Raw genomic sequence first — 23598 nt, 5'->3', positions numbered from 1 at the left:
CTTATTTTTTAAGCTCTAGGATAAAAGTATGCACTTCCTCGCCCACGCGCACAAAAAGCTTTAGCTCCCCTGTCTTTAGAGTAGAGGGCGCATAGAGTATAAATCCACCCTTTGGCGGACTTTTTGGCTCGAGTGTATTCTTTTGTAGCATACTTGAAACAATGATTGACCTTTTTAACTGCTGGGCATCAAGCTCAATTTGTCGGCGCATTCGCTCACGCGCGGAAAAAATCATTTCATCATAAATATAGAATCCAGTAAAATATCCCCGATAAATGAGCGGTATCCCCATAGGTTGGCTTTGTACAGGAACGGGAGGCACAAAAAGATGATAAGATTCTATAATGTAGCCAAAATCAAAATTAGCACTTTTAACCTCTTTATCGCTTAATGTCGCGACAAGCTTATCATTTTGATAAAGCGACACACTCTCCCTATCAAACATCACATTGCGACTAGAGAGATTAAGGGCTGAAACAAAAAGTGCCAATGGAGCAGTATTTACCCCGCCGACAATCTGCTGCCCTACCTCAAGGCGCACCTTGCTTTGTGATTTTACAGAATCCACAATCTGCACACCCTCGTTATACAGCGACACATTAGCTACTTCTAGCTTATAACTCGCACAAGCGGCAAAAAAGCACATAGACATAAAGCCAAGAATAGAATAAATACTTACGCTATGCCTCATACTAATGCCTTGAAGCTCTAATCATTCTCCTTGCTTTTTGCCCCACCGATACAAAGCAAAATCACAGAAAATAAATTCGCAACCACAGCACCTATCACAAGTGAAGTGGCAATCTCAATCTCGCCAAAAATTTGCAAAAATATAAAAGCCGGTATCAAATGAAAATCAGCTACGAGGGAACTTGCGAGAAGTTCAGGTGCAAGGGAGCTTTTCACGCCTATGCGCAAAGTCGTGGCGATAAAATTAATCGCAGTAGCAATAAAAAGTATAATAATATTGCTTTCAAACAAAAACCCCAATGTGAAAGTCAAACTCATCAAACTAAAAAATACAAATAATACTCTACCCCAATCCATTGCCTACTCCTTATAATGTTCCTTGCTCATACATTGCACGCAAACGTTTCTTTTCCTCTTGCCTTTTGAGTTTCTTGCTCTCTTTTTTGTAATATTCATCAAGGCTAAAGCCAAAGAGCAAGGCGAGACGAGGTGCTACAAACATTGAACTACAAGTCGCAGCAATCACGCCAACAAGCATAGGAAACGAGAATCCTATAATAATCTCCCCACCAAAAAGATAAAGTGTAAGCACCACAAAAAACACCGTGAGCGAAGTGAGAATTGTGCGTGAAAGCGTGCAAGAAACCGCTTCATTTATCACATATCGCATATCTTTTTGTCGCCTACTCATCATCTGTTCTCTAATTCTATCAAAAATAATAATCGTATCATTGATAGAATAGCCAATAATCGTAAGGAGCGCGGCTAAAACATCAAGATTAAAATCTATTCCGGCAAGTATTACTGCACCAGAAACGATAATCACATCGTGCATAAGTGCTAAAACTCCAGCGAGAGAAAAGCGCCATTCATAGCGAAACGAAATATAAATCATCATCGCGCTAAGGGCAAATATAAGCGCAATAATACCATTTTGCTTCAACTCATCACCCACTTTTGGACCTACCGAATCCATTCTACGCAGCTCAAAGCTGCCACTAGATTCTAAAAGTTTAAGAATATCTTGCGCTATATCCTCATCAACATTTGTGGGAATATATGGAATCTTCAAAAGCACTTCTTCTTTTGAGCCAAACTCGCTTACCTGTGTGTTTTTAAATCTCTCATCTTGTGCTAAAAGTGCGCGAATCTGCGCTAATGGTGCGGCTTCCTTGTATTGTAGCTGCACCACAGACCCCCCAGCAAAGTCAATCCCTAGATTAAATCCTTTCACTGCTAAAAGTGCGAATGAAGCGATGATAAGCACTATAGATATTGCTAATCCATAGGAGCTATACTTCACAAAGTCATACACTCTAACTTTTTTTAGAATCTCCATTACCTTGCCCCCTTTAGCGCTTTCGCTTGTTTTGGCTGTGAATCTTGCAATGCTGTATTTTGGGGAGATTCTAATTTTATACCAAACCACAAAGAAATATTTCCACTCTTACTTATACGCGAAACAATCACCTGATAAATGCCGTGTGTACCAATAATCGCCGTTAATATTGAGGCACTAATACCAATTCCCATAGTAATGGCAAAGCCCCTAATTGCACCAGAACCAAAAGCATAAAGCAAAACTGCAGCAATGAGTGTGGTAAGATTAGAATCAAAAATTGCCCTTGAAGCATTTGCATAGCCCACCTCTATGGATTTTGCTATACTTAATCCCTCTCGCAGAGCCTCACGGATTCTCTCATTAATGATAATATTCGCATCAACTGCCATACCAACGGTGAGCACAATTCCAGCCATACCCGGTAAAGTCAAAGTCGCGCCAAAAAATGCCATAACCGCCACGATAAGCACAATATTGACAAAAAGTGCAATGATGGCAATCACACCAGCAAGTGAATAATACATTATCATAAAAATAATCACAAGCAAAAAGCCGCTCACTAGCGCGATAAGCGAGGCTTTTATGGAATCTTCTCCAAGACTTGGTCCCACGCTGCGCTTTTCTAGCACCTCCATAGGCGCGGGTAATGCCCCGCTTTTTAGGGCGATGGCTAAATCGCTTGCCTCTTCTACACTAAATCCACCACTGATTTGCCCACTCCCACCGCCGATTCTTTCTCTTATCACAGGCGCGGAATACACTTTGCCATCAAGCACGATCGCCATACGCTTACCAACATTTGTGCTAGAAAAATCGCCAAAGATTTTTGCCCCTTTCGCGTCAAGACTAAAACTCACGATTGGCTGATTGTTTTGGTCAAAAGCGGCTCGTGCATCTGTAAGCATTTCGCCATCAAGAATAGGCACGGCTTTAAGTAAAATGACCTGCTGTGATTGCATCTTTTTCGCACGGATTTCCTGTTCAAGTGAAGTGATTTTATCCTCTAACTGCTGATATTGCGTAGATTCAGGCTTTAGATTTTTTACATCTTCTTTCAATGTAGAGAGGTTTTTTTCAAGACTTTGTAATTCTCTTGAGCTCACAAAAGGCAAAATAATATCATTATATTTTTGCGCCTCAAGCTCACTCATTGTGCTAACGCGCGCATTACGCTCCTCATCAACTGCCATCATCTGCAAATGCGCAGGCTTTGCGATGAGGTCTCGCGCTCTTTGCTCCTCTTGCAATGTCTTAATGCCCGGCAACTGCACGAGGATATTATCTACTCCTTGCTGCGTAACGCTCGGTTCACTTAAGCCAAATTCATCAAGTCTATTTCGTATTGTGTCAATGGCTTGTTTTAGCGCATTTTCCTTAACTTCCTCTTCATATTCTTGTGTGAAACTAAGGGTATATGTGCCATTACTCTCACTTATGCGTAGTCCGTTGATACCTGATAGAATCTTATTGAGTTTATTTTTTTCATCACTATCGAAAAGCTCAAAACTCACGTCGTGCTCGGTCGCTTTAAGATTATCGATAAGAATCTTCTCACGTTTAGTATCAAAACTAATTTGTGAGGCAAGAGATGAAAGCCGCGCCCTTATCGCTTCCTCTGTCTTTACACCCAAAAGTAAATTCAAACCACCTTGCAAATCAAGCCCGAGTGAGATTTTACGCCCACCCATATCGGTAAAAGAAGGCAGACTAAGAGCAATGCCAAGCACACTGGCGATAATGAGCACCCATAGCCTATAATTGAGGCTTTTGGTTGGGGTGGGTTTGATGTGTTGCTTTGCCATTTTAAGATAATATCACTTATTCTTGTGCGAGATCATTTTCATCGAGTTTATAGGCAATAAACTCTCGCGAAAGGCGCACAATTGTATCATCATTTAAACGCACACTAAAAAAAGTCTTTTCGGGCTTTACAATTTCTACAATAAGACCACCGGTTGTGATAATCTTATCGCCCTTTTGCAATGCATCAATCATCGCTTGATGTTTTTTACGCTTCACATTCGCTGGACGAATGAGAAGTAGATAAAAAATCGCAATAAAAAATACAATAGGAAGTAATGACATCATCACTTCTTGTGCTCCACCTTGCCCTTGCATAGTAATCCTTTATGTTAAAATAAGCGCGGATTCTATCTTAGAATAGTTAAGATTTAGCTTTGCTGATTTGATGATTAATAATCAAATACAACGAGCCAAGAATCCCTGCAATACTTGAAGCAAGCAAAATCGCTACCTTTGATACATCAGCAGAATGCACATTATCAAAGGCAAGATTTGATACAAACATCGACATCGTAAATCCAATACCAGCCAACATTCCCGCACCAAATATATGACTCCAAGTTACGCCTTCAGGACGAGCAGCAATTTTGAATTTCTCACACAAAAATGTGAGTCCCAAGATTCCCACAGGTTTGCCTACTACAAGCCCAAGCATAATACCAAGCATAATATTGTCAATATTGAAATTTACCTCCGCACTCACATCTACGCCAGCATTTGCAAAGGCAAAAAGCGGCATAATGATGAAAGCACACAAAGGTTGCAGGGCGTGCTCTAGGCGCAGAAGCGGATTTTGCACCTTACTAAAGTCCTGTCCTGCCTTATTAATGGCACTCATCTGCTCTGCATCAAGCAAAATATTTTTGCGCTCCTTATCTTTACTCTCAAAAATTGTTATCATCTGCTGCACGACCTCAACAAATTCCTTGCTCTCAATCTTTGGCTTCACCGGGATACAAAATGCCAATATCACAGCGGCGATAGTCGCGTGAATCCCCCCGTGATGCACGCAAAACCACAGCAAAATACCTATACCGATATATACGCCCAAATGGCGCACACCAAAATAATTCATAAAACCCAATATGCCAACAATCCCTACTCCAGCGAGCAAAAACGATAAATGCAATCCTTCGGGCGATGGATAAAAAATTGCAATTACAGCAATCGCGCCCAAGTCATCAGCCACAGCGAGAGTTACGAGAAATACTTTTAGAGCCAAAGGCACTCTTTTTCCAAGCAATAAAATCACACCCAGAGCAAAGGCAATATCCGTTGCCATTGGGATTCCAAAGCCGTGATATGAGGGAGTATTCATATTGAGCGCATAATAAATCACGCCCGGGACAATCATACCACCAATAGCACCAATAACCGGAAAAGCCGCCTTTTGAAAGCCTGACAAATCCCCAAAGAGTAATTCGCGCTTAATCTCAAGCCCCACCATAAGGAAAAAAATCGACATCAACACATCATTAATCCAATCGTGTATGCTAAATCCATAGAATCCCCCAGCAAAGCTAAAGCCAAAGGGTTGCTCCCAAAATTCCTTATAAATATGCGATAATGGTGAGTTTGCGACTATCATTGCGCTCACTGCACAAAAAAAGAGAAAAATCCCACTAAAAGATTCTGCGCGGATAAAGCTATTGAGGGCATCCGAGACTTTGTTTACTCTATTTTTCATTTCTACTCCTTTTTGTAAAATTAGATAATGCTCTGCATATCCTTGAGCTTTTGAATTTCATCTTGCACTTTTTGATGCTCGTCTTGTACACTAATATTTTCTGCCTGCTTTTTCTGCTTAGATGTACTCAAATACACTGCTAAAAGCCCAAGCACGACCGCAATAGAACTCGCAATAAGAATAGAAATCTTAGACATATCAACACTTATCACATCTCCTTGAGCTTTTGAATTTCATCTTGCACTTTTTGATGCTCGTCTTGTACACTAATATTTTCTGCCTGCTTTTTCTGCTTAGATGTACTCAAATACACTGCTAAAAGCCCAAGCACGACCGCAATAGAACTCGCAATAAGAATAGAAATCTTAGACATATCAACACTTATCACATCATCTTTATACGCTAAGTTTGCCACAAAAATAGACATTGTAAATCCAATCCCAGAAATCACACCCACAGAGAATATATGTGCGTAATTCAAATCCTTAGGACGCGTAGCAAGATTCAGTTTTTCGCCCAAAAAGCAAAACAAAAGCACACCAATAGGCTTACCTACTACTAAACCCAAAGTCGTGCCAAGCATAACGCTATTAAGATCAACTCCACCATTGATAGCCACACCAGCATTTGCAAAGGCAAAAAGCGGAACAATAAAATACGCACATAATGGCTGCAAAGCTATTTCAAGACGTATAAGAGGATTCTGCGCGTAGCGTGAATAAGTCCCTATGGTATCGAGCATATGGACGAGTTGAGAAGTCTTTGCCATATCAATCTTTTTTTCCACATCTTGCGCACTCGACATAAAATTTTTGATATTTTTTATACTACCCTTCCAAAAGCTCGTTTTTTCAACATCTTTCGCGTGTATCACATCATTCCAATCGTTTGTTACGACTTTCATATGATCAAACTCTTTTAGCATATTGATAAAATATCGCTTATTCACGCGTGTGCGCCCGGGGATAGCCATAGCGAGAATAACTGCTGCTATGGTTACGTGAATCCCGCTGTGATACACACAAATCCACAGCAAAATACCCACCAAAACATACAAAGAGATGTATTTTGTATCACGATAATTGAGGTAGATAAGCAGCGCAATCAACACGAGCGAAGCATAAATCCACTCCATATTGATAGAATCAGAATAAAAAATTGCAATTACAGAAATCGCGCCCAAGTCATCAGCCACAGCGAGAGTTACGAGAAAAATCTTTAGAATCTTAGGTACTCTATCACCAAGGAGCATAATCAGCCCCAGTGCAAAGGCGGTATCTGTGCTCATTGCCACACCAAAGCCATTTTGATACGCCGTGCCCATATTAAAGTATAGATAAATCATTACAGGGCAAATAATCCCCCCAAGCGCCGCGAGGAAAGAGAAGCTCACTTTTTTGAATCCTGCAAGTTCTCCATAAAGCATTTCACGTTTCATTTCTAAGCCCACTAATAAAAAGAAAAACGACATTAACACATCATTGATAAACTCCTGCAAACTCATCTTTAACGTGGAATCACTAAAAAACACGCCGAGTTCGCTATGAAAAAATGAAAAATATATCTCCGCATAAGAGGAGTTTGCAACAAGCATAGCCGCTATCACACAAAAGGCGAGTAAGATTCCACCAAAAGATTCGTGTGTAATAAAGCGATTTAAGCCTTCTTGCAATTTATCTTTGACATAGGAATGTCGGCTCGGTGTGATTGCCGCTTCAATAGCCATCTTAAAAACTCCTTTTTATAACATAGACTTGATTTTTTCGTGAGCGGGTTAAAATCGCGCATTATACTGACAAAATGTTACAATTAAGTAAGTGCATTTAAGAAGCTAAATCTCTCTTTTATGCGACATATTTGTGTGAGATAAATCATCTAGCAAGACAAAAATTGTATGTTTTTAGAATCTACCTTTTCAAAATCAAAAAAATCTTTATGCGATACAGAAATCCAAAACTTATGACAAGTGTAAATATTTAAATCTTTAAAAAACTAGACTTTCTCTCCCAAACTTACCTCAAGAATCTGCTCGTCCTGCTTTTTTAGCGGATAAATAATAAAACCGCGAATTTTTTTGCTCTCGCCATAAAACGAAACTAAAAATCGCATATAGTTTCTTACCTGCGCTTCTTGCGCTTCTTGCTCCCTTGTGCCACTTTTGTAATCAAGCACGAAACATTCTTTCTCATCTTGCAATAGCGCGTCTATGCGATACAGGCAGGACTGCACGATATATCCCACTTCGCACAGAATCTTCTTATTCTTCATAAGTGCAGCAAAGCGAGGATTATTGATACACGCAAAAACTATGTTTATTACCTCTTTGATATGCTCCCTATCTAGCCCAAAACCATAGCGATTAAACAAAATATGCCCAATATCCTCCCTATCTAGCCCAAAACTAAAATACAACTCAAACGCGCTGTGGATAGCCTCTCCAAAATGGATATTGTGCCATTTTGCAGATTCAAGAACACTACTATGCCGCTCTTGCCTGATAAAGTCATTTTGTCGCCCAAAGTGTTGCATAGATTGAAGCACATTAATGGGTTTAGACATCTGCAAATCCTGCTGAAAAGAAGCCTCAAAACGAGGAAGTGCGTCTATCTCTTCGCTTAGATTCAAAATCTCAAACTCGCTTGATTTTTCTTTTCTTATCACGCTTAAACCATATCGTGCGCGGGTAAAAGCCACATAAAGCACATTATATTTTTCTTGCTCGTATCGCTTTTTATGCTCCTGCAATGCCTTGTTATATTCTTCATCAAAGCTTTCACGCGCCTTGCTTTTATAATATATGCGAGAGATGTTGAGCTTGTCATACTCGTATATAAATTTATCCATATCACCTTTAGTGCCACCGATTCTATCACACACAATAAGATATTCAAACTCCAAACCTTTTGACTTATGAATCGTCATAATTTTTACACCCTTGTTGCTTTGGGCAGGAGCATTGCATTGGGCTTTAGATTCTAAATCCAGCACTTCATTAATACTCTTACATTCACTTGCTAATTCCAAAAAGCGTAGGGATACGCTATTTGCGATGTTAAAAGTCTCAATCATAGAAAGGACGACATTAGCGGGAGATGAGGCAATATCTATAGCACTAATCCTTGCTACTACCTCGGCAGATTCTATATAAGCCCTACCCCACAATTTGCCTATCTGTTTTTCATATAATCGCAGAGCATTACTTATCTCACACATATCTGCGCTCGTTTTGGTATTTTTAGAATCCTTATTAGAGTTTTTAGAATCCGCTTGCAATTTTAGAAGACTGATATATCTCAAAGCATTGAGGATTAATACCACCTCTTTTTTGGCAAAAAGCGAGGAACTCGCCTCTGTAACGATACTTATACGCGGATTTTGCTCGTTTATATAGTCTTTAAGCAATGTAGCGTCATTGTTTTTAAACACTAAAATCGCAATTTGATTTTCATCTGCACCATTTTGCACTAACGCTTCTAGCTCGGTATAGACTTGTGCGCCTAAAGATTCAGAATCTTGCACGGCTTTAAGAACGCGCACATATCCACCCTGTGCATTCTCATCGGGGCTTTTACTCGGTATATAATCCTTGTAACATTCTTTAAACAAGCGATTATTAAATTCAATCACGCGCGGTTTTGAGCGGAAATTATAGGGGAGATTCTCTTGTGTTAAACCTTTCGTAGCCTCCTTAAATACCGCAGAAAAGCTCCCACGAAATCCATAAATACTTTGCTTCTCATCGCCCACGACAAAAAGGCTTTTTTCATCAATTTTTTTGCGCGAATCACCTGATTTTATTTCATCAATAATTGGCTTTAGAATCTGAAATTGCATAATACTCGTATCTTGAAACTCATCAAGCAAAATATGTGTGATTTTATCATCAAGGCGAAAGTAGAAAAAATCTCTATCAATATTACGCATAAAAAGTTCATAATTCTTAAGCGTTACATCATTATAATCCAAAAAGCTTTGGGAGCGAATTTGAGCCTGTTTAGACTTATCATAGCGCACAATATAGTTTTTAATCAAACTCAATACTTCTTGTTCTTTCTTTACATAATAAATTTTGATAAGGCTTAGAATCTCATTGCGCGTTTGGTCTAAAGTATCTAGTTTATAGTTTTTTAGCTCATTATGTGTGCTCCATTTAAGAAGATAACTCGAGCTTTGGGCGATACTCTGCGCGGTGATTTTTTGCGCAAAGTATGTTTTTGCGCGTTTGGTCTCGCTCATAATTGAATCTATATGTTCATAAATGCGATTCATTCTCTCCTTGATTGCACTATCAATGTCCTCATAGCTTAAGTTTATAGATTCTAAATCCTCCCCCAGCGCGTGTTTTATATCCCTTGCTGGAAAGGCACAAAGTGAGGATAAAAATCTCAAAAAATCCATTATTTTTATGCGATTAAAAAAGCAAAATCGCACAATTTTATCCATATCCTCCGTGCTAAAAGAGCCTAAAAAGCGTTCATTTATCGCCCCTAAATCCACATTGCCAATCTCAAAATACGCCGATACACCCACATACCAACAAAATTTTTTAAGCACATTATGAAAAAACGCATCAATAGTCGTAATACGCGGATTAGTCTGCATAAACTCCGCATAAATTTTATTGATATTTTGACTAATAAACTGATAACTTAGCCCCCTTTTCTCGCATAAATCCTGATAGATAATGTTATTTTGGTAAGTATTATCCGCAATTGATTGTTTAAGTGAGCGCAAATACTCGTAGATTCTGTGTCGCATTTCATTTGAAGCTTTCTTGGTAAAAGTAAGGGTAAGAATCTGATGAGGATTTGCCCCGCAAAAAAGTAGATAGATAAAGCGCAGAGCAAGGTTAAAGGTCTTGCCACTCCCTGCTGAAGCCTTGAGGGCTAGAAATTGTGCTTGTGCGAGTTTGGTTTGGTCTTGCTTTATTTGTGTATGTTGCACTCTCTTATCCTTTGTAAGCTTTGTGAGGGGTAATTATATCTTAAAGAAAGCAGTGAGAAGCATAAGATTCTACAAAAACCAAACCTTGATTGCACTTTACTAAACTTTTATGATACAATAACGCTTAAATTTATTTTTATACAATCTATGAGGAGCTATATATGTCAAAAAGTCTTTATGATACACTCGAAATTAATGAAAATGCCTCAAGCGAGGAGATTAAAAAAGCTTATCGCAAACTTGCGCGCAAATATCACCCAGATATCAATAAAGAGCCGGGTGCAGAGGAAAAGTTTAAAGAAGTCAATGCTGCCTATGAAGTGCTAAGCGATGAAAATAAAAAAGCGCAATACGACCGCTTTGGCGATGCGATGTTTGGCGGACAAAATTTCCACGATTTCTCACGCGCTCAAGGTGCAAATGTCAATTTTGATGATTTAATATCTTCAATCTTTGGTATGGGTGGCTTTAGCAAAGGCAATGGAGGCGCATTCAACTTTGGCAACTTTGGTTTTGGCAGTGGAGGCGGTGATGACTTTGGATTTAGCACACCAAGCCTTGATTTGCAGGATAATATCAAGATTCCATTTGAGAGTGCCGCACTCGGCGGAAGTTACCACTACAATGGGCGTAGTGGTAACTTTGATATAAAAATCCCTGTGGGGATAAAAGATGGCGAGACTATCCGCCTCAAAGGCAAGGGAAATTCACACAATGGACGCAGCGGAGACTTACTCCTTAAGGTGCAAGTCGCTTCATCACAAGAATACACGCGCGATGAAGATGATTTGTATAAGAATCTTGATGTGCCGCTTGTTGTGGCACTTTTTGGTGGTAAAATCACTCTACCTACGCTCTATGGCGACATAACACTTACCATTCCAGCAAATACCAAAAACAACCAAAAATTTCGCATTAAAGGTAAGGGTATCAAAAATCGCAAAACAAGCATTCTAGGGGATTTATATGTGAAGGCAAATATCATTTTACCTCACACAGACAGCCTTAGCCAAGAATTACAGACAATGCTAAAACAACAACTTACATAAGGAGGGCATATGTATAGCTATGATGAGCCGGTTTATCTTATTAGCGTGGTGGCAAAGATTCTAGAGATTCACCCACAAACACTAAGACAATATGAAAAGGAAGGACTTATTCAGCCCGGGCGGACTGATGGCAAAATGCGCCTTTATTCCCAACGCGATATTGATAAAATCAAGACGATTTTAAAACTCACGCGTGATATGGGTGTGAATCTCGCAGGAGTAGATATTATCTTGCGACTTAAAGAACGACTTGATGAGCTTGATAAAATGACCGGCGACTTACGCGAGGACCTCGCCAAACATCAAGGTAGAAGCAATGTTTTGCAAACTTACCAAAGCTCGTATGAAATCATTTTATTTCAAAAAAAATAAAGTTGTCTCTTGTTAAATCTCGCTTCTTTACTCCGCCCTACTGCACTAGAGGATTTTATCGCACAGGAGCATATCCTCTCGCCTCAAAGCACTCTTTTAAAAATGCTAAAAAATAATGCCTTGGCACATTGCTTTTTTTATGGACCACCCGGCGTGGGTAAAACCACACTCGCCCAAATTATCGCGGAGACACTCAACAAACCATTTGCTTCCTATAATGCAACTTCCTTTAAAATCGAGGAGTTGCGCCAATTTGTTAAAGGCTATGAGGGAAGTCTGTATCAGCCACTTGTCTTTATTGATGAAGTGCATCGCCTCAACCGCGCACAGCAAGAGGTATTACTGCCGATTATGGAATCTTATAGTGCCATTGTCTGTGGCGCAAGCACCTACAATCCCTTTATCTCCCTTACAAATGCCATTCGTTCGCGGAGCTTTCTTTTTGAGCTTAAGCCCCTCACAAATCAAAGTTTAAACAAGATTCTAACCCGCGCACTAGCATATATAGAATCTCATCTTTGCATAAAGGTGCAAATCACGCAAGAAGCACAAACTTATCTCATCACTTCAAGTGCAGGGGACGCGAGGGCATTATTAAATCTCCTTGATGCGGGAATTTCCACGGGAGAGGATGAGATTACACTCGAGCTACTCCAATCCCTGCGTCCTTTTGCTCTGCATGATGGTGCGAGTGAGGCAGAGAGTCATTATAGCCTTATTAGTGCGCTTATCAAGTCCATACGCGGAAGTGATATAGAGGCGAGTATCTACTATTTGGCGCGACTTGTGAGCGCGAATGAAAATCCCGAGTTTATCGCGAGACGGCTTGTGATTCTTGCGAGTGAAGATATTGGTAATGCAAACCCAAATGCACTGAATCTCGCTACAAGCACATTACTAGCAGTGGGGAAAATCGGCTATCCTGAATCTCGCATTATCCTCTCTCAATGTGTGATTTACCTCGCAAGTTCACCCAAAAGCAATACTGCCTACAAGGCGATTAACCAAGCAATGGAAGCAATCAAAAATGGGCTTATACTCGAAGTGCCAGAAAATATTATGCCCCATTCTACAAATTATCTCTATCCGCACGAGTTTGGGGGCTATGTCGAGCAAAACTATTTGAGCGAGGAGCTCAAAGATATACATTTTGTAGAAACTACCACTAAGGGCTTTGAAAAGACTTTGAATGAGTGGCACACAAAAATCACACAAAAAGACAAGCAAGATATGGATAAAACAGATGAAAATTAAATTTTATCTTATAAGTCTTGCATTGTGGATTCTAAACGCTTATGGGGCAGGGATTGATGTGAATCCTGATAAGCGTGGGTGGCACATCGAGCTAAAACGCATTTCGACAAATATCAGCTCCGCTTCGATAAAAGGGCAAGACCAATATGTAGATTTTTCCGATAGTCGCGTAAGCGGGGATTCTCAATTCATTGCGCAAGGGCATTTTGACTTGGGGCTTGACTTTTACGCGCCGCGCTATGTCGTGTTTAACTCCGCTCTTGCAGAATATGGACGCACAATCCTTATACGTGATGATGTACACATTAATAACACCACCCTTGATAGAATCCTCATCTCCACAGACTATACGCACAGGATTTGGTATGTTCCCACATTTGCCGGGGGCTTTGAAATAGGTCCATTTGTGAAGGCAAACTATCAAAGTGGATTCCAAAATAGACGACAAATTGTGAGGTTTAATACAGGAATGAAGCTCTTTGATGGCGTGTATTTGAAAGATTTACATATCAATGCTTTTAGCGAGAGAGACTTTGCTATAAGCACTGCGAGTGAGAATTACGGCTGGGAGGGTGGTATAACATTAGAGTATAAATTCAATACAAATTCAAAGTTTTACTACTTTACAAACCTGCGACATTATCTTTATAGCTCCGCGCCGGAGACCTACAATCCGCTCTATCAGCTCGAGGTAGAAATACGCCTTGATACCAATCTCTACAAAAAGCTATCAATCGCTCCATATGTGAAATACTACGCGCTACAGGGGCGACATATCAGGGAAAAAGGGAGTAATCTTTTTATAGGATTCTCACTCGCTTTTGGATATGTATTTTTAGACGCGACAAAAAAACAAAATTCTTATTCTAACTAATGAAACAGCACTTTAAACCCACCCTAAAGCCACTTTGATTGCGGACAAGTTGTGAATTTGTGATTTGGAATCTGCACAGATAGAATCCACACGATTTGTTAATCCAAACTCACCATATTCACAAGACTCAATTCTATATTTTTGTCAATTATTCATAAACTTTGTGCGAGTTTGGATTGTTATGATAAGCGCATATTACTTTTAACCATGCTGTTTGCTCAAATATTTTAAACGATAACCTTTGATTTTTTCTCTTGCAAAATTTTGCATATCTGCCGCTGCATCAAATTCATCGATAATCTCCTCGCCCAAAAGCGTTTCAATCACATCTTCAAGTGTTACCACACCTACGAGTTGCCCATAAGTATCTTGCACGACAAAAAAACGTTCATTCTTGCGTCTAAAGAGATTAAGCAGATATAAAACCGATATATCAAATGGAATCGTATGCACCGGACGCATCAATTCAGAGATTTTTTTATCTTTTTCTTTTCTTATCCCTTCTTCTAAAATATCTGTCGCAGAGACAATACCGATAATATTATCGAGACTCTCCCCATAAATGGGAATAGTCGAGTGATGGTAGATCCCATCAAGCTCCAACGCATCGCCCACCTCAATATCGTTTTGCAAGGCAAAAACAACACTGCGAGGCGTGAGTATATCAAAGGCTTGATATTTTTTAAGCTCAAAGAGATTTTCAATAATCTTTTGCTCTTGCATACTGATTGAACCGCCCTTATAGCCTATCTGACTAGCGGCTAGAATTTCCTCGCGACTTATAGGATTGCTATTTTTCTTTGGCTTGACAAAGCGCGTAATAAACTTCGACACCCACACAAAAGGATAGGTGATTTTAAGTAGATAGTGAATACCTAGGGTAACAGTAGGTGCGAAGCTTTTCCAATAAGTCGCACCGAGCGTCTTGGGGAAAATCTCGCACGCATAAATCAGCACAATCGTAAGTAGCATTGCCCCATAGGTTTGCCACTCTAAACCAAAAATGCGTGCCACCTCAATACCTACACCAGTAGAAGTCGCAGTAACACCAAAAGTATTCAGCACCAAAATTGCACCCTCCGCGTCATCGATATTATTTTTCAAATATCTTAAATAACCGCCAATTTTTGGGTTTTTCTTTTCGTAGCTTTTCACAAATGATGGTGTGATAGATAAAAAAACAGATTCCATAATCGAGCAGACAAAACACACGACAATGGCGATTGTGCAGTATAAAATAAGCAATCCCATTGCTAATCCTTTTGTGCGAGGCTAAATTTTATATCTTTAGAATCTAGCTCTATTTCTGTATTTTCCATTGCGCCTATATCATTAGTTTCTGTGTAATCCGCATCTTTAGTCATTATCTCAAAATTTTCAATGCTCGTTTCTACATTTTTAGAATCTAGCGGCACATTTTCTGCAACACCTTGTGTTTCACTTTGCTGCTCTGGCACATACACCACACCAAGGGTTGCACTTATCACATCATCGAGACTTACGATACCCACTAGATTCTTCCTCTTATCAATAACTACAAACAAATGTTCTTTTTTATTAATAAACAGCTTGAGTAAGTCAAACAGGGTAAGATTCATATCCACAAATGCAATCTCACTCGCAAAATGCTTAAGGGGTTTTTTCTTTTTTTTATCAAGCATTGCCTGTAAAATCTTTTTGCGATATATGAGGGAGCAGATATTGCCCTCTGCACCTCTATACAATGGAATCCTCGAGTATTTATGATCCCTTATAGCTTTATTTGCCTCTTTGATACTCATCTCCTCATTAAGCGCAAAAATGCGCTCTTTTGGCGTCATAATATCTTGCACACTGAGGGATTTTTGCTCAATGAGACTTTCTAGTATATCACCTTCAAGCTCATTTATCGAGCCACTCTTTTCCCCAAGCTCCATTACTGCTAAGACTTCATCGCGACTCATTTGATTTGTGGCGTTATTTCTAAAAAGGTGAGTGATAATGCGCGAGACATACACCAGTGGAAGGGTAATCATATACAGCACCATAATCGCATAAGATGCGGGAAGGATAAGACTTTTCCAATAAGTTGCACCAATCGTCTTAGGCACGATCTCGGAAATATACAGAATGCTAATAGTCATTACAAATGCAACCACGCCCTGCCAAGTCTCGCCAAAGATTTTTACTGCCTGTGCACCCACACCAGCCGCACCCACCGTGTTTGCAAAAAGATTTACAATAAGGATTGCGCCAATAGCGTTGTCTATATTTGCCTTGAGATAGCGCAGAATCCTGCCACCTTTTGGGTGAATCTTAGGATAACTCTCCATAAATGGCGGCGTAACTGAAAAAAGCACCGCCTCTAACACCGAACACACAAAAGAAATGCAAATAGCAAATAAAAAATAAGTGATAAGTAAACCCATAAAGTTTCTATATCCTGTTGTTAGAGTTGTAGAAAGCAAAATAAGTCGTGTATTATAGCATAATGTATAAAATATTTGCGGTTTTTCTTTGGTTTGTGTCGTGAATATGAGAAAAAATAATGCGTAAGTTTAAATTTTATTAAGAGGATAAAGACACTCTAAAAGAGTTTTTAATATTTTAAAGTATGTGTAGCGGGTGTTTAAAATATTTGAAATCAAAGTAAAATCTCTCACTTTAATTTCAAATGCGAAATGACTTTGATTTTATGCAAGGGGTTACCTTTGCACACTTTAAAAAATATCTTTTATCTATATTATCTGTGCGACCTCAAAACATTTCGTCTTTTTCAGCAAAAATCGTATTTGGTGTAATTTGAAAAACAATTATTGACAATTCAAACACTCTATATCTCTATTCATTACTTCTTCTGTCTCTGGACTTTGGGAACGTAAATAGTATGTGCTTTTTAGCCCGAGCTTCCACGCAAGCATATATACCTCGTGCAACATCTTACCACTTGCCTTATCAATGCGCACAAAGATATTTGTGCTTTGCCCCTGATCTATCCACTTTTGCCTTACCGCCGCAGCCTTGATGATAAGACTTTGGTCTAAATCATATGCTGATACATAATATTCCCAAGTGTTAAGATTCAAATGTGGCACAATAACCGGAATCTGCCCACTTAAGTTGTCTTCATACCATTTTTTACGATAAATAGGCTCGATAGTTTGTGTCGTGCCTACCAAAATACTAATCGAGCTTGTCGGAGCAATCGCCATCAAATAACCATTACGGATACCTTGTGTTTTTACCTTTGTCCGCAATGCCTCCCAATCGCACTGATCCTGTGTAAAGAGACTTTTATTAACAAGCTTAAGAGCTTCTTTGTTTGCAAGGTCAATAGGGAAAATCCCCTTACTCCAATTACTACCGCTAAAATAAGGATATACGCCCTTTTCTTTAGCAAGATTCGCACTTGCACTAATTGCATTAAAACTAATAAGCTCCATAATCTCATCGATTTTAGCCAAATGCTTCCCACTTCCCCACTCTATGCCCGCACGCGCTAGCATTTCTGCCTCACCCATCACACCAAGTCCTATGGCACGATTTTTTTGATTGGTAACTTTGACTTTGCGGTTAGGATAGAAATTCAAATCAATAACATTATCAAGCATTCTTATCGCTATGGGTAACACACGCTCAATATCCTCTTTTGTATTAATTTTGCTAAGATTCACACTTGCAAGATTACATACTGCTGTTTCGCCACTTTGAGCCACACGTGCGCTCATAAAGACTTTTTTACCATTTATAGAATCTACACTTGTAATCTTGTTTGCCTTTTTTCTCACGCCACTATCTATTGTAATCTCTTCATTTTCTTCAAATGTATTCTTTGAGCCATCTTCAAACTCCACCTCTATCACATAATGATTTGGGCTTGTGTTTTGGAAAATCTCCGTGCAGAGATTAGAGCTTCTAATAATCCCTGAATGTGCGTTTGGATTAGCACGATTTGCATTATCTTTAAAGCATAAAAATGGCAATCCAGATTCAAAATAATTCGTTAGAATCTTCTTCCATAACTCCTTCGCTAAAACGCGCGATTTCAGCAAGGATTCTGTATTTTCGTATTCAATATATTTTTTCTCAAATGCCTCGCCATACAACTCTGTGAGATCTGCACATTGATATGGGTCAAAAAGCGTCCAGTATTCATTCGCCTCTACACGCTTCATAAATAAATCACAAATCCACAAAGCAGGGAATAAATCGTGGGCACGTCTGCGCTCCTCTCCGCTATTTTTGCGTAGGTTGATAAAATCGTGTACATCATTATGCCAAATCTCTAGATACGTAGCTATCGCACCCTTTCTTGTGCCTAATTGATCCACAGCAATGGCAACATCATTGGCAATTTTAAGAAAAGGCACAACGCCACCAGCAGCATTTTTATGTCCATCGATAAAGCTTCCAAGCCCTCTTACACGACTAAAATCCCAGCCAATACCACCACCATATTTACTCAAAAGTGCCATTTCCTTATATGCGTCGAAAATACCCTCGATATTATCAGGTGTGCTACCTACAAAACAAGAACTTAGTTGATGTCGCGTAGTGCGAGCATTTGCGAGCGTAGGAGTAGCACAAATTACCTCAAATGAGGAAATCATATCATAAAACTTCACTGCCCATTCATCACGATTGTTTTCGTTCTGTGCCAAAAACATAGCAATAGCCATAAACATATGCTGGGGTAATTCAATAGGTTGATTATTGACATCTTTGAGTAAATATCTATCATAAAGTGTCTTTATACCCAAATAATTAAACTGCAAATCGCGCTCTGCCTTAATGTGAGAATCTAAAAAATCCAAATCATACTTTTCTTTTAACCCACGCACGAGCTTTCCCTCTTTCTCACCTAATGCAAAATACTCTTCGAGTTTCTTATACCCAGTCCAACCTGTTACCTTATGATAGAGATCATACAAAAACAAGCGCGCTGCTACAAAAGTCCAATTTGGCTTATCCACATCAATTTTATCCACAGCAGTCTTTATTAAAGCTTGCTGTATCTCTTCTGTTGTAATCCCATCTCTAAAATGAAGTTTCGCATCAAGCTCCAATTCACTTTGGCTTACACCCTCTAAGCCCTCTACTGCTGCAAATGTATGCTTTTGAATCTTTGTAATATCAAGTGGTTCAATGCGCCCATTTCTTTTAGTAACTTTAATTGTATCTAGCATATAAACTCTCCCTTATTTGTATTCCACCAACTCATCAAGCGAGATTCTAAAACGTGGCTGCTGCTCCTTGCCACGATAGCCAAAACACACGATGAGCGCGACTTGTTCTTTAAAAGGATCTAGCCCATAGAGTTCCTCTACCTTGCACTTTTCAAAGCCCTCAATATAGCAAGTATCAATCTTTAAATAACTCGCATAAGCCACCATATATGTCGCCATAATATAGGCTTGAAGCGCGCTCCAATGGGCGATTTTATCATCTACAAACCCACGCGCTTGCAAATGTCCGCCCAAACGATTGCAAAATACATCATAACCACTCAAATCCATTTTGCGCCGCAAAGTATTTTGCTTAGCATATTCGCTTGGTGGCACTAAATCGCTTTGCAAAGTCTTAAAAACTACCACTTCACTCGCACTTGTGATTTGCACCTGATTCCAGCACAATGGACGCAAAGCCGCCTTTGCCTCATCACTACGCAATACCAAAAGTCGTGTAGGCTCCATACCAAAGGAGCTTGGAGCAAGTCGCCCTACTTCTAAAATTTCCTCAAAAGTCTCTTTTGGAATCTTTTTGGTTTCATCAAAAAGCTTACAAGCGTGGCGAAAATGCACAGATTCTAAAAACTTATTCATAACTCCTCCTTATGATTAATGAAATAAAAAGGCTTTAGCCCTACTTACTCACCGCCTGTGGCTGCTACTTCGCCTTTGCCCTTTTTCTTTGGTTTGGCTCTAAAATCTTCTTTCTGATTCTAATATTTTGGGGCGTAACCTCCAAAATCTCATCATCTTCAAGCCACTCTAATGCGCGCTCTAGCGTTAATTCTCTTGGTGGCACAAGCTTAATCGCCTCATCAGCCCCGCTACTACGCATATTTGTCAAATGCTTTGCCTTAATAGGATTCACATCTAAATCATTATCCCTACTATGTTCGCCTATCACCATTCCCACATATACCTTTGTTTGTGGTGCGATAAACAACACGCCACGTTCTTGGATATTAAAGAGTGAAAATCCTGTCGCCTCGCCATTTTCCATAGAGATAAGTGCCCCATTTTTGCGCGATTCTACATTGCCGCTAAATGGGCGAAACTCCAAAAAGCTATGATTCATCACACCCTCGCCCTTTGTGTCAGTCAAAAACTCGCTACGATACCCAATAAGCCCACGAGCTGGAATCTCAAATTCTAATCTCGTGTAGCCATCGCTCATAGGATTCATCGCTTTCATTTCTGCCTTGCGTTTGCCTAGCTTCTCAATAATGCTTCCGCTAAAATCCTGCGGTGTATCAATGACTAAATGTTCAAATGGCTCACATTTCACGCCATCAATCTCTTTTACAATCACTTCGGGGCGAGAAATACTAAACTCAAAGCCCTCACGCCTTAGATTCTCTGCCAAAATAGTGATTTGCAGCTCCCCGCGTCCGCTTACTTTAAACTTACCCTCACCCATTTCCTCACAGCGCATTGCGATGTTGGTTTGCATTTCTTTTAAAAGCCTATCTTTAATTTTATTTGCCGTTACGTGTTTGCCCTCTAACCCCGCCAATGGGCTATCATTCACCGCAAAATACACGCTCATTGTCGGCTCTTCTAAGTGCATAGGATCAAGGGGCATAGGATTATTAGGACATACGATAGAATCCCCAACATCTACGGCATTAAAACCTGCAATCGCCACAATATCCCCCGCTTCAGCAGATTCTATCTCTGTGCGTGCTAGTCCCATAAAACCGATGAGTTTGCTAATGCGCCCTGTTTCCTTTTCGCCATCGCTTTTAGCAAGCATTACATTTTCGCCCTTTTTCACGCGTCCATTAAACACACGTGCGATACCAATTTTTCCCACATAATTATCATAATCGAGTGTGAAAACCTGCATTTGCAGCGGATTCTCACTTGAGCCACTTGGCAATGGCACATATTCTAAAATCGCCTCAAAAAGCGGTTCAAGGCTCTTTTTCTCATCATTTAAATCTTTTATCGCATAGCCATCACGAGCTGCTGCATAAATCACAGGAAAATCAAGCTGTTCATCACTCGCTTCCATTGATACAAACAAATCAAACACTTCATCTACCACCCTATCAGGCTCGGCAGCGGGTTTATCGATTTTATTCACCACCACAATGGGGCGGATTCCAAAGCCTAGAGCTTTTTTGACAACAAATTTTGTCTGCGGCATAACGCCCTCTTGCGCATCAACAAGCAATAACACGCCATCAACCATTTTAAGCACCCGCTCAACTTCCCCGCCAAAATCAGCGTGTCCGGGCGTGTCAATAATATTAATTTTCGTGCCTTTGTAGGTAATGGCAGTATTTTTTGAAAGGATTGTGATGCCTCTTTCTCGCTCCAAATCGTTACTATCCATTACGCGTTCATCAATTTGCTCTCTCTCGCCAAAAGTGCCAGATTGTGTCAAAAGTCCATCAACTAAAGTTGTTTTGCCGTGATCTACGTGGGCAATCACAGCAATGTTTCTAATATTTTGCATTGAATCTCTCTGCTTTCATAAAAGGATTTGTGGAATAAAAGCGCGAATAATATCTATTTTTTTTAAATCAATGTTTTAAAAGAATCTTACGCGAAACTTAATTTACATTTTGTGCAACACTAATGGCGCAAGATTTGCACACACTCCTTAATCGCGCCCACAAGATATTCTATATCAGCCACACTATGCGTATAGTGGAGACTTACGCGAAGCCACATCGGCTTCTTGCTCAAAGAGCCTTCAGGTATAAGATAATGCCCATAAGGACCAGCACAGCTACAACCCGCACGTGTTTGGATTCCATATTTTTTACTCAAAAGTGCACATAAATCAAGTGGAGAAATCGAGCCTACATTAAAGCTTACTATGCCTAATCGCTCGAGTGATAAATCCCCATAAATGCTTACCGCAGGTATTTTGGCTAGTTCATACAAAAACACTTCTTTAAGAATCCTCTCTCGCCTTTTAATGAAACTAAGCCCCGCTTCATTGCGTAATTGATATGCTAATGCCGCATAGAGTAGCCCGAGTATATGTGGCGTGCCTACCTCCTCACGCATCGCCACATCATCGATAAAAGAATGGGTAAAGTCGTTTGCATACTCAATCACACCCCCACCACAAAAGCTCGGTGGCAAGGTGCTATCAAGCAGACTTTTGCGTATAGCGAGTATTCCACAAGACCCCACACCGCCCAAAAGTTTATGAGGCGCGAGAAATACTACATCAAAGAGATGTGAATCTACATTCATATATGCTGATGAACTTGCCATATCAAGCGCGATAATCGCCCCATACTCACGCAGGAGTTTCACACAAGATTCTAAAGGTGTGAGAATCCCTGTAACATTGGAGGCAACACTCAAACTCGCAATAATCCTTTTACCCTTAAGATTCTGTAATATCCGCGCTAAATCACTCACATCAGGTAACCCTTGTTTATTAAAGGCGATTTTATGAATATGGCACAGCCCCTCTTTGTAGCTAATCTCATTAGAATGATGTTCAAATCCGCTCATAATGATATGCGGGAGATTGATCGCATTCGTGCGTAAGTCATACTCTTTGAGCTCTGTGAGGAGCGGGAGTGCAGAGAATGTACGAGATTCTGTAACTTTTTTAGAATCTTGTCTATTTATAGATTCACAATCTCGCACATTAGAATCTACCTTATTTACCTTACTACGAGAGTTTTTAGCATTTTTAGAATCTATATTTTCACTCATAAGCAAAGGGTGCAGGCTTAAAAGGCTTTGAGGTGGCACATAAATCCCCATAATCTCTTGAAATTTTTTAATGCCAAAACTCGCCCCACTCCCTCCGCTAATAAGCACAAAATCATTCTCTAATGCCAAACTAGAGGCAATACGTTTCTTTGCCTCCTTACAGAGTGCGCTCATAAATGCCGCGTGAGAGGAGATATAAGAATGCGTATTTGCATAATAGGGTAAAATAGATTCTATACGCTTTTGAATCGCCTTATACGCAAGACCCGAAGCCGTAAAGTCAAAATAATATTGCTTTGGTGCGAGGATTGTATGTGCTCGGAGTGCGCTAAAGGCGTCATCGCTATGAAGCAATGGTGCAAAAAAACGTGCAATTTTTTTTTCATTGTTTGTTAGATTTTTAAGTGGGAGCATTCTTTTCCTCCTTGAAAATGTTGTTACTTTATGTATCGCTATGGCTTTATGCAAGCACAAAAAACACTGATTGGGCGCATTTTACGCATTTAATGCAAGAACTTCTGCTATCAAGCAAGATTCTAAAATCACATAAACACGCATTTTGTAAAGCTTCGTTGTAGTATTTTGGATAACTTTCACTTTACTTTCTTTGTTGTTTAGTATTTTTGTTATACAATTTAGTCAAACCATTATATAGGATTTTGGTTTCTATAACAAAATAAACGCAACTC

Annotated in this window: 19 protein-coding genes; 4 read left to right on the top strand and 15 right to left on the bottom strand. The window is 39.7% G+C overall.

Annotation, left to right across the window (positions count from 1 at the left end; genetic code table 11):
- Position 1: 1 nt before the first annotated feature.
- The 9 genes from BN2458_RS03965 to BN2458_RS03925 all read right to left on the bottom strand — a co-directional run bounded on the left by BN2458_RS03965 (position 2) and on the right by BN2458_RS03925 (position 10466).
- A complete protein-coding gene (locus tag BN2458_RS03965; protein ID WP_034325796.1) occupies positions 2-691 on the bottom strand; it encodes a hypothetical protein in 690 nt (229 codons plus the stop codon).
- Between the two features lie 17 nt (positions 692-708).
- Positions 709-1047: a DUF6394 family protein gene (locus BN2458_RS03960; RefSeq protein ID WP_034325797.1), complete on the bottom strand. Its 339-nt coding sequence runs from the start codon at positions 1045-1047 to the stop codon at positions 709-711.
- Between the two features lie 10 nt (positions 1048-1057).
- Positions 1058-2029 carry a protein translocase subunit SecF gene (secF, locus tag BN2458_RS03955; RefSeq protein WP_034325798.1) on the bottom strand — a complete coding sequence of 324 codons (972 nt, stop codon included), beginning with the start codon at positions 2027-2029 and terminating at the stop codon, positions 1058-1060.
- Positions 2029-3720 carry a protein translocase subunit SecD gene (secD, locus tag BN2458_RS03950; RefSeq protein WP_407081056.1) on the bottom strand — a complete coding sequence of 564 codons (1692 nt, stop codon included), beginning with the start codon at positions 3718-3720 and terminating at the stop codon, positions 2029-2031. The genes secF and secD overlap by 1 nt, the downstream gene beginning before the upstream one ends.
- A 130-nt stretch (positions 3721-3850) precedes the next feature.
- Positions 3851-4150, bottom strand: a complete 300-nt coding sequence (gene yajC, locus BN2458_RS03945) for a preprotein translocase subunit YajC (RefSeq protein ID WP_034325801.1) — start codon at positions 4148-4150, stop codon at positions 3851-3853.
- Between the two features lie 46 nt (positions 4151-4196).
- The gene (gene nhaA, locus BN2458_RS03940; protein ID WP_034343010.1) at positions 4197-5522 is read right to left on the bottom strand and encodes a sodium/proton antiporter NhaA; all 1326 of its coding nucleotides are present in this window, start codon (positions 5520-5522) and stop codon (positions 4197-4199) included.
- A 20-nt stretch (positions 5523-5542) separates the two neighbouring features.
- The gene (locus BN2458_RS03935) at positions 5543-5734 is read right to left on the bottom strand and encodes a hypothetical protein (protein ID WP_058122046.1); all 192 of its coding nucleotides are present in this window, start codon (positions 5732-5734) and stop codon (positions 5543-5545) included.
- Entirely contained in the window at positions 5731-7248 is a 1518-nt protein-coding gene (gene nhaA, locus BN2458_RS03930; RefSeq protein ID WP_058122045.1) for a Na+/H+ antiporter NhaA, read from the bottom strand. Before nhaA (BN2458_RS03930) ends, BN2458_RS03935 begins: the two co-directional genes overlap by 4 nt.
- Positions 7249-7514: 266 nt before the next feature.
- Entirely contained in the window at positions 7515-10466 is a 2952-nt protein-coding gene (locus tag BN2458_RS03925; RefSeq protein WP_231944851.1) for a RecB-like helicase, read from the bottom strand.
- Positions 10467-10627: 161 nt separating this feature from the next.
- On the opposite strand from BN2458_RS03925, the gene BN2458_RS03920 reads away from it, so the two are divergent.
- Genes BN2458_RS03920 through BN2458_RS03905 form a run of 4 tightly spaced genes read left to right on the top strand, consistent with a single transcriptional unit; the run spans position 10628 to position 14015 of the window.
- Complete coding sequence (locus BN2458_RS03920; RefSeq protein WP_034325805.1) at positions 10628-11515, top strand: DnaJ family protein; 888 nt, start codon at positions 10628-10630, stop codon at positions 11513-11515.
- A 9-nt stretch (positions 11516-11524) separates the two neighbouring features.
- A complete protein-coding gene (locus BN2458_RS03915) occupies positions 11525-11887 on the top strand; it encodes a heat shock protein transcriptional repressor HspR (protein WP_034325806.1) in 363 nt (120 codons plus the stop codon).
- A 9-nt stretch (positions 11888-11896) separates the two neighbouring features.
- On the top strand, positions 11897-13141 hold the full coding sequence (locus tag BN2458_RS03910; RefSeq protein ID WP_034325807.1) for a replication-associated recombination protein A: 1245 nt from the start codon (positions 11897-11899) through the stop codon (positions 13139-13141).
- Positions 13131-14015: a hypothetical protein gene (locus tag BN2458_RS03905; protein ID WP_052082144.1), complete on the top strand. Its 885-nt coding sequence runs from the start codon at positions 13131-13133 to the stop codon at positions 14013-14015. The genes BN2458_RS03910 and BN2458_RS03905 overlap by 11 nt, the downstream gene beginning before the upstream one ends.
- Positions 14016-14216: 201 nt before the next feature.
- On the opposite strand, the gene BN2458_RS03900 is transcribed toward BN2458_RS03905, so the two are convergent.
- From BN2458_RS03900 to BN2458_RS03875, 6 genes are all read right to left on the bottom strand, one after another.
- Entirely contained in the window at positions 14217-15266 is a 1050-nt protein-coding gene (locus tag BN2458_RS03900; RefSeq protein ID WP_034325809.1) for a CNNM domain-containing protein, read from the bottom strand.
- Between the two features lie 2 nt (positions 15267-15268).
- The gene (locus tag BN2458_RS03895) at positions 15269-16423 is read right to left on the bottom strand and encodes a CNNM domain-containing protein (protein ID WP_052082134.1); all 1155 of its coding nucleotides are present in this window, start codon (positions 16421-16423) and stop codon (positions 15269-15271) included.
- A gap of 384 nt (positions 16424-16807) precedes the next feature.
- Entirely contained in the window at positions 16808-19180 is a 2373-nt protein-coding gene (locus BN2458_RS03890) for a ribonucleoside-diphosphate reductase subunit alpha (protein WP_034325811.1), read from the bottom strand.
- Positions 19181-19192: 12 nt separating this feature from the next.
- On the bottom strand, positions 19193-19816 hold the full coding sequence (locus BN2458_RS03885; RefSeq protein ID WP_034325813.1) for an NAD(P)H-dependent oxidoreductase: 624 nt from the start codon (positions 19814-19816) through the stop codon (positions 19193-19195).
- A 64-nt stretch (positions 19817-19880) separates the two neighbouring features.
- On the bottom strand, positions 19881-21683 hold the full coding sequence (gene typA / locus BN2458_RS03880; protein ID WP_034325814.1) for a translational GTPase TypA: 1803 nt from the start codon (positions 21681-21683) through the stop codon (positions 19881-19883).
- Between the two features lie 119 nt (positions 21684-21802).
- Positions 21803-23323, bottom strand: a complete 1521-nt coding sequence (locus BN2458_RS03875; protein ID WP_034325815.1) for an aminotransferase class V-fold PLP-dependent enzyme — start codon at positions 23321-23323, stop codon at positions 21803-21805.
- Positions 23324-23598 lie beyond the last annotated feature (275 nt).

Source organism: Helicobacter typhlonius, assembly GCF_001460635.1.
Taxonomy (GTDB): Bacteria; Campylobacterota; Campylobacteria; order Campylobacterales; family Helicobacteraceae; genus Helicobacter_C; species Helicobacter_C typhlonius.
The sequence above is the reverse complement of the archived record's forward strand: the minus strand, read 5'-3'. Positions and strand labels throughout refer to the sequence as shown.

What these genes read in the sequence shown, in the direction of transcription:
- BN2458_RS03965 (WP_034325796.1), bottom strand. Translation starts at nt 691, where the DNA reads ATGAGGCATAGCGTAAGTATTTATTCTATTCTTGGCTTTATGTCTATG.
- BN2458_RS03960 (WP_034325797.1), bottom strand. Translation starts at nt 1,047, where the DNA reads ATGGATTGGGGTAGAGTATTATTTGTATTTTTTAGTTTGATGAGTTTG.
- secF (WP_034325798.1), bottom strand. Translation starts at nt 2,029, where the DNA reads ATGGAGATTCTAAAAAAAGTTAGAGTGTATGACTTTGTGAAGTATAGC.
- secD (WP_407081056.1), bottom strand. Translation starts at nt 3,720, where the DNA reads ATGGGTGGGCGTAAAATCTCACTCGGGCTTGATTTGCAAGGTGGTTTG.
- yajC (WP_034325801.1), bottom strand. Translation starts at nt 4,150, where the DNA reads ATGCAAGGGCAAGGTGGAGCACAAGAAGTGATGATGTCATTACTTCCT.
- nhaA (WP_034343010.1), bottom strand. Translation starts at nt 5,522, where the DNA reads ATGAAAAATAGAGTAAACAAAGTCTCGGATGCCCTCAATAGCTTTATC.
- nhaA (WP_058122045.1), bottom strand. Translation starts at nt 7,248, where the DNA reads ATGGCTATTGAAGCGGCAATCACACCGAGCCGACATTCCTATGTCAAA.
- BN2458_RS03920 (WP_034325805.1), top strand. Translation starts at nt 10,628, where the DNA reads ATGTCAAAAAGTCTTTATGATACACTCGAAATTAATGAAAATGCCTCA.
- BN2458_RS03915 (WP_034325806.1), top strand. Translation starts at nt 11,525, where the DNA reads ATGTATAGCTATGATGAGCCGGTTTATCTTATTAGCGTGGTGGCAAAG.
- BN2458_RS03905 (WP_052082144.1), top strand. Translation starts at nt 13,131, where the DNA reads ATGAAAATTAAATTTTATCTTATAAGTCTTGCATTGTGGATTCTAAAC.
- BN2458_RS03900 (WP_034325809.1), bottom strand. Translation starts at nt 15,266, where the DNA reads ATGGGATTGCTTATTTTATACTGCACAATCGCCATTGTCGTGTGTTTT.
- BN2458_RS03895 (WP_052082134.1), bottom strand. Translation starts at nt 16,423, where the DNA reads ATGGGTTTACTTATCACTTATTTTTTATTTGCTATTTGCATTTCTTTT.
- BN2458_RS03890 (WP_034325811.1), bottom strand. Translation starts at nt 19,180, where the DNA reads ATGCTAGATACAATTAAAGTTACTAAAAGAAATGGGCGCATTGAACCA.
- BN2458_RS03885 (WP_034325813.1), bottom strand. Translation starts at nt 19,816, where the DNA reads ATGAATAAGTTTTTAGAATCTGTGCATTTTCGCCACGCTTGTAAGCTT.
- typA (WP_034325814.1), bottom strand. Translation starts at nt 21,683, where the DNA reads ATGCAAAATATTAGAAACATTGCTGTGATTGCCCACGTAGATCACGGC.
- BN2458_RS03875 (WP_034325815.1), bottom strand. Translation starts at nt 23,323, where the DNA reads ATGCTCCCACTTAAAAATCTAACAAACAATGAAAAAAAAATTGCACGT.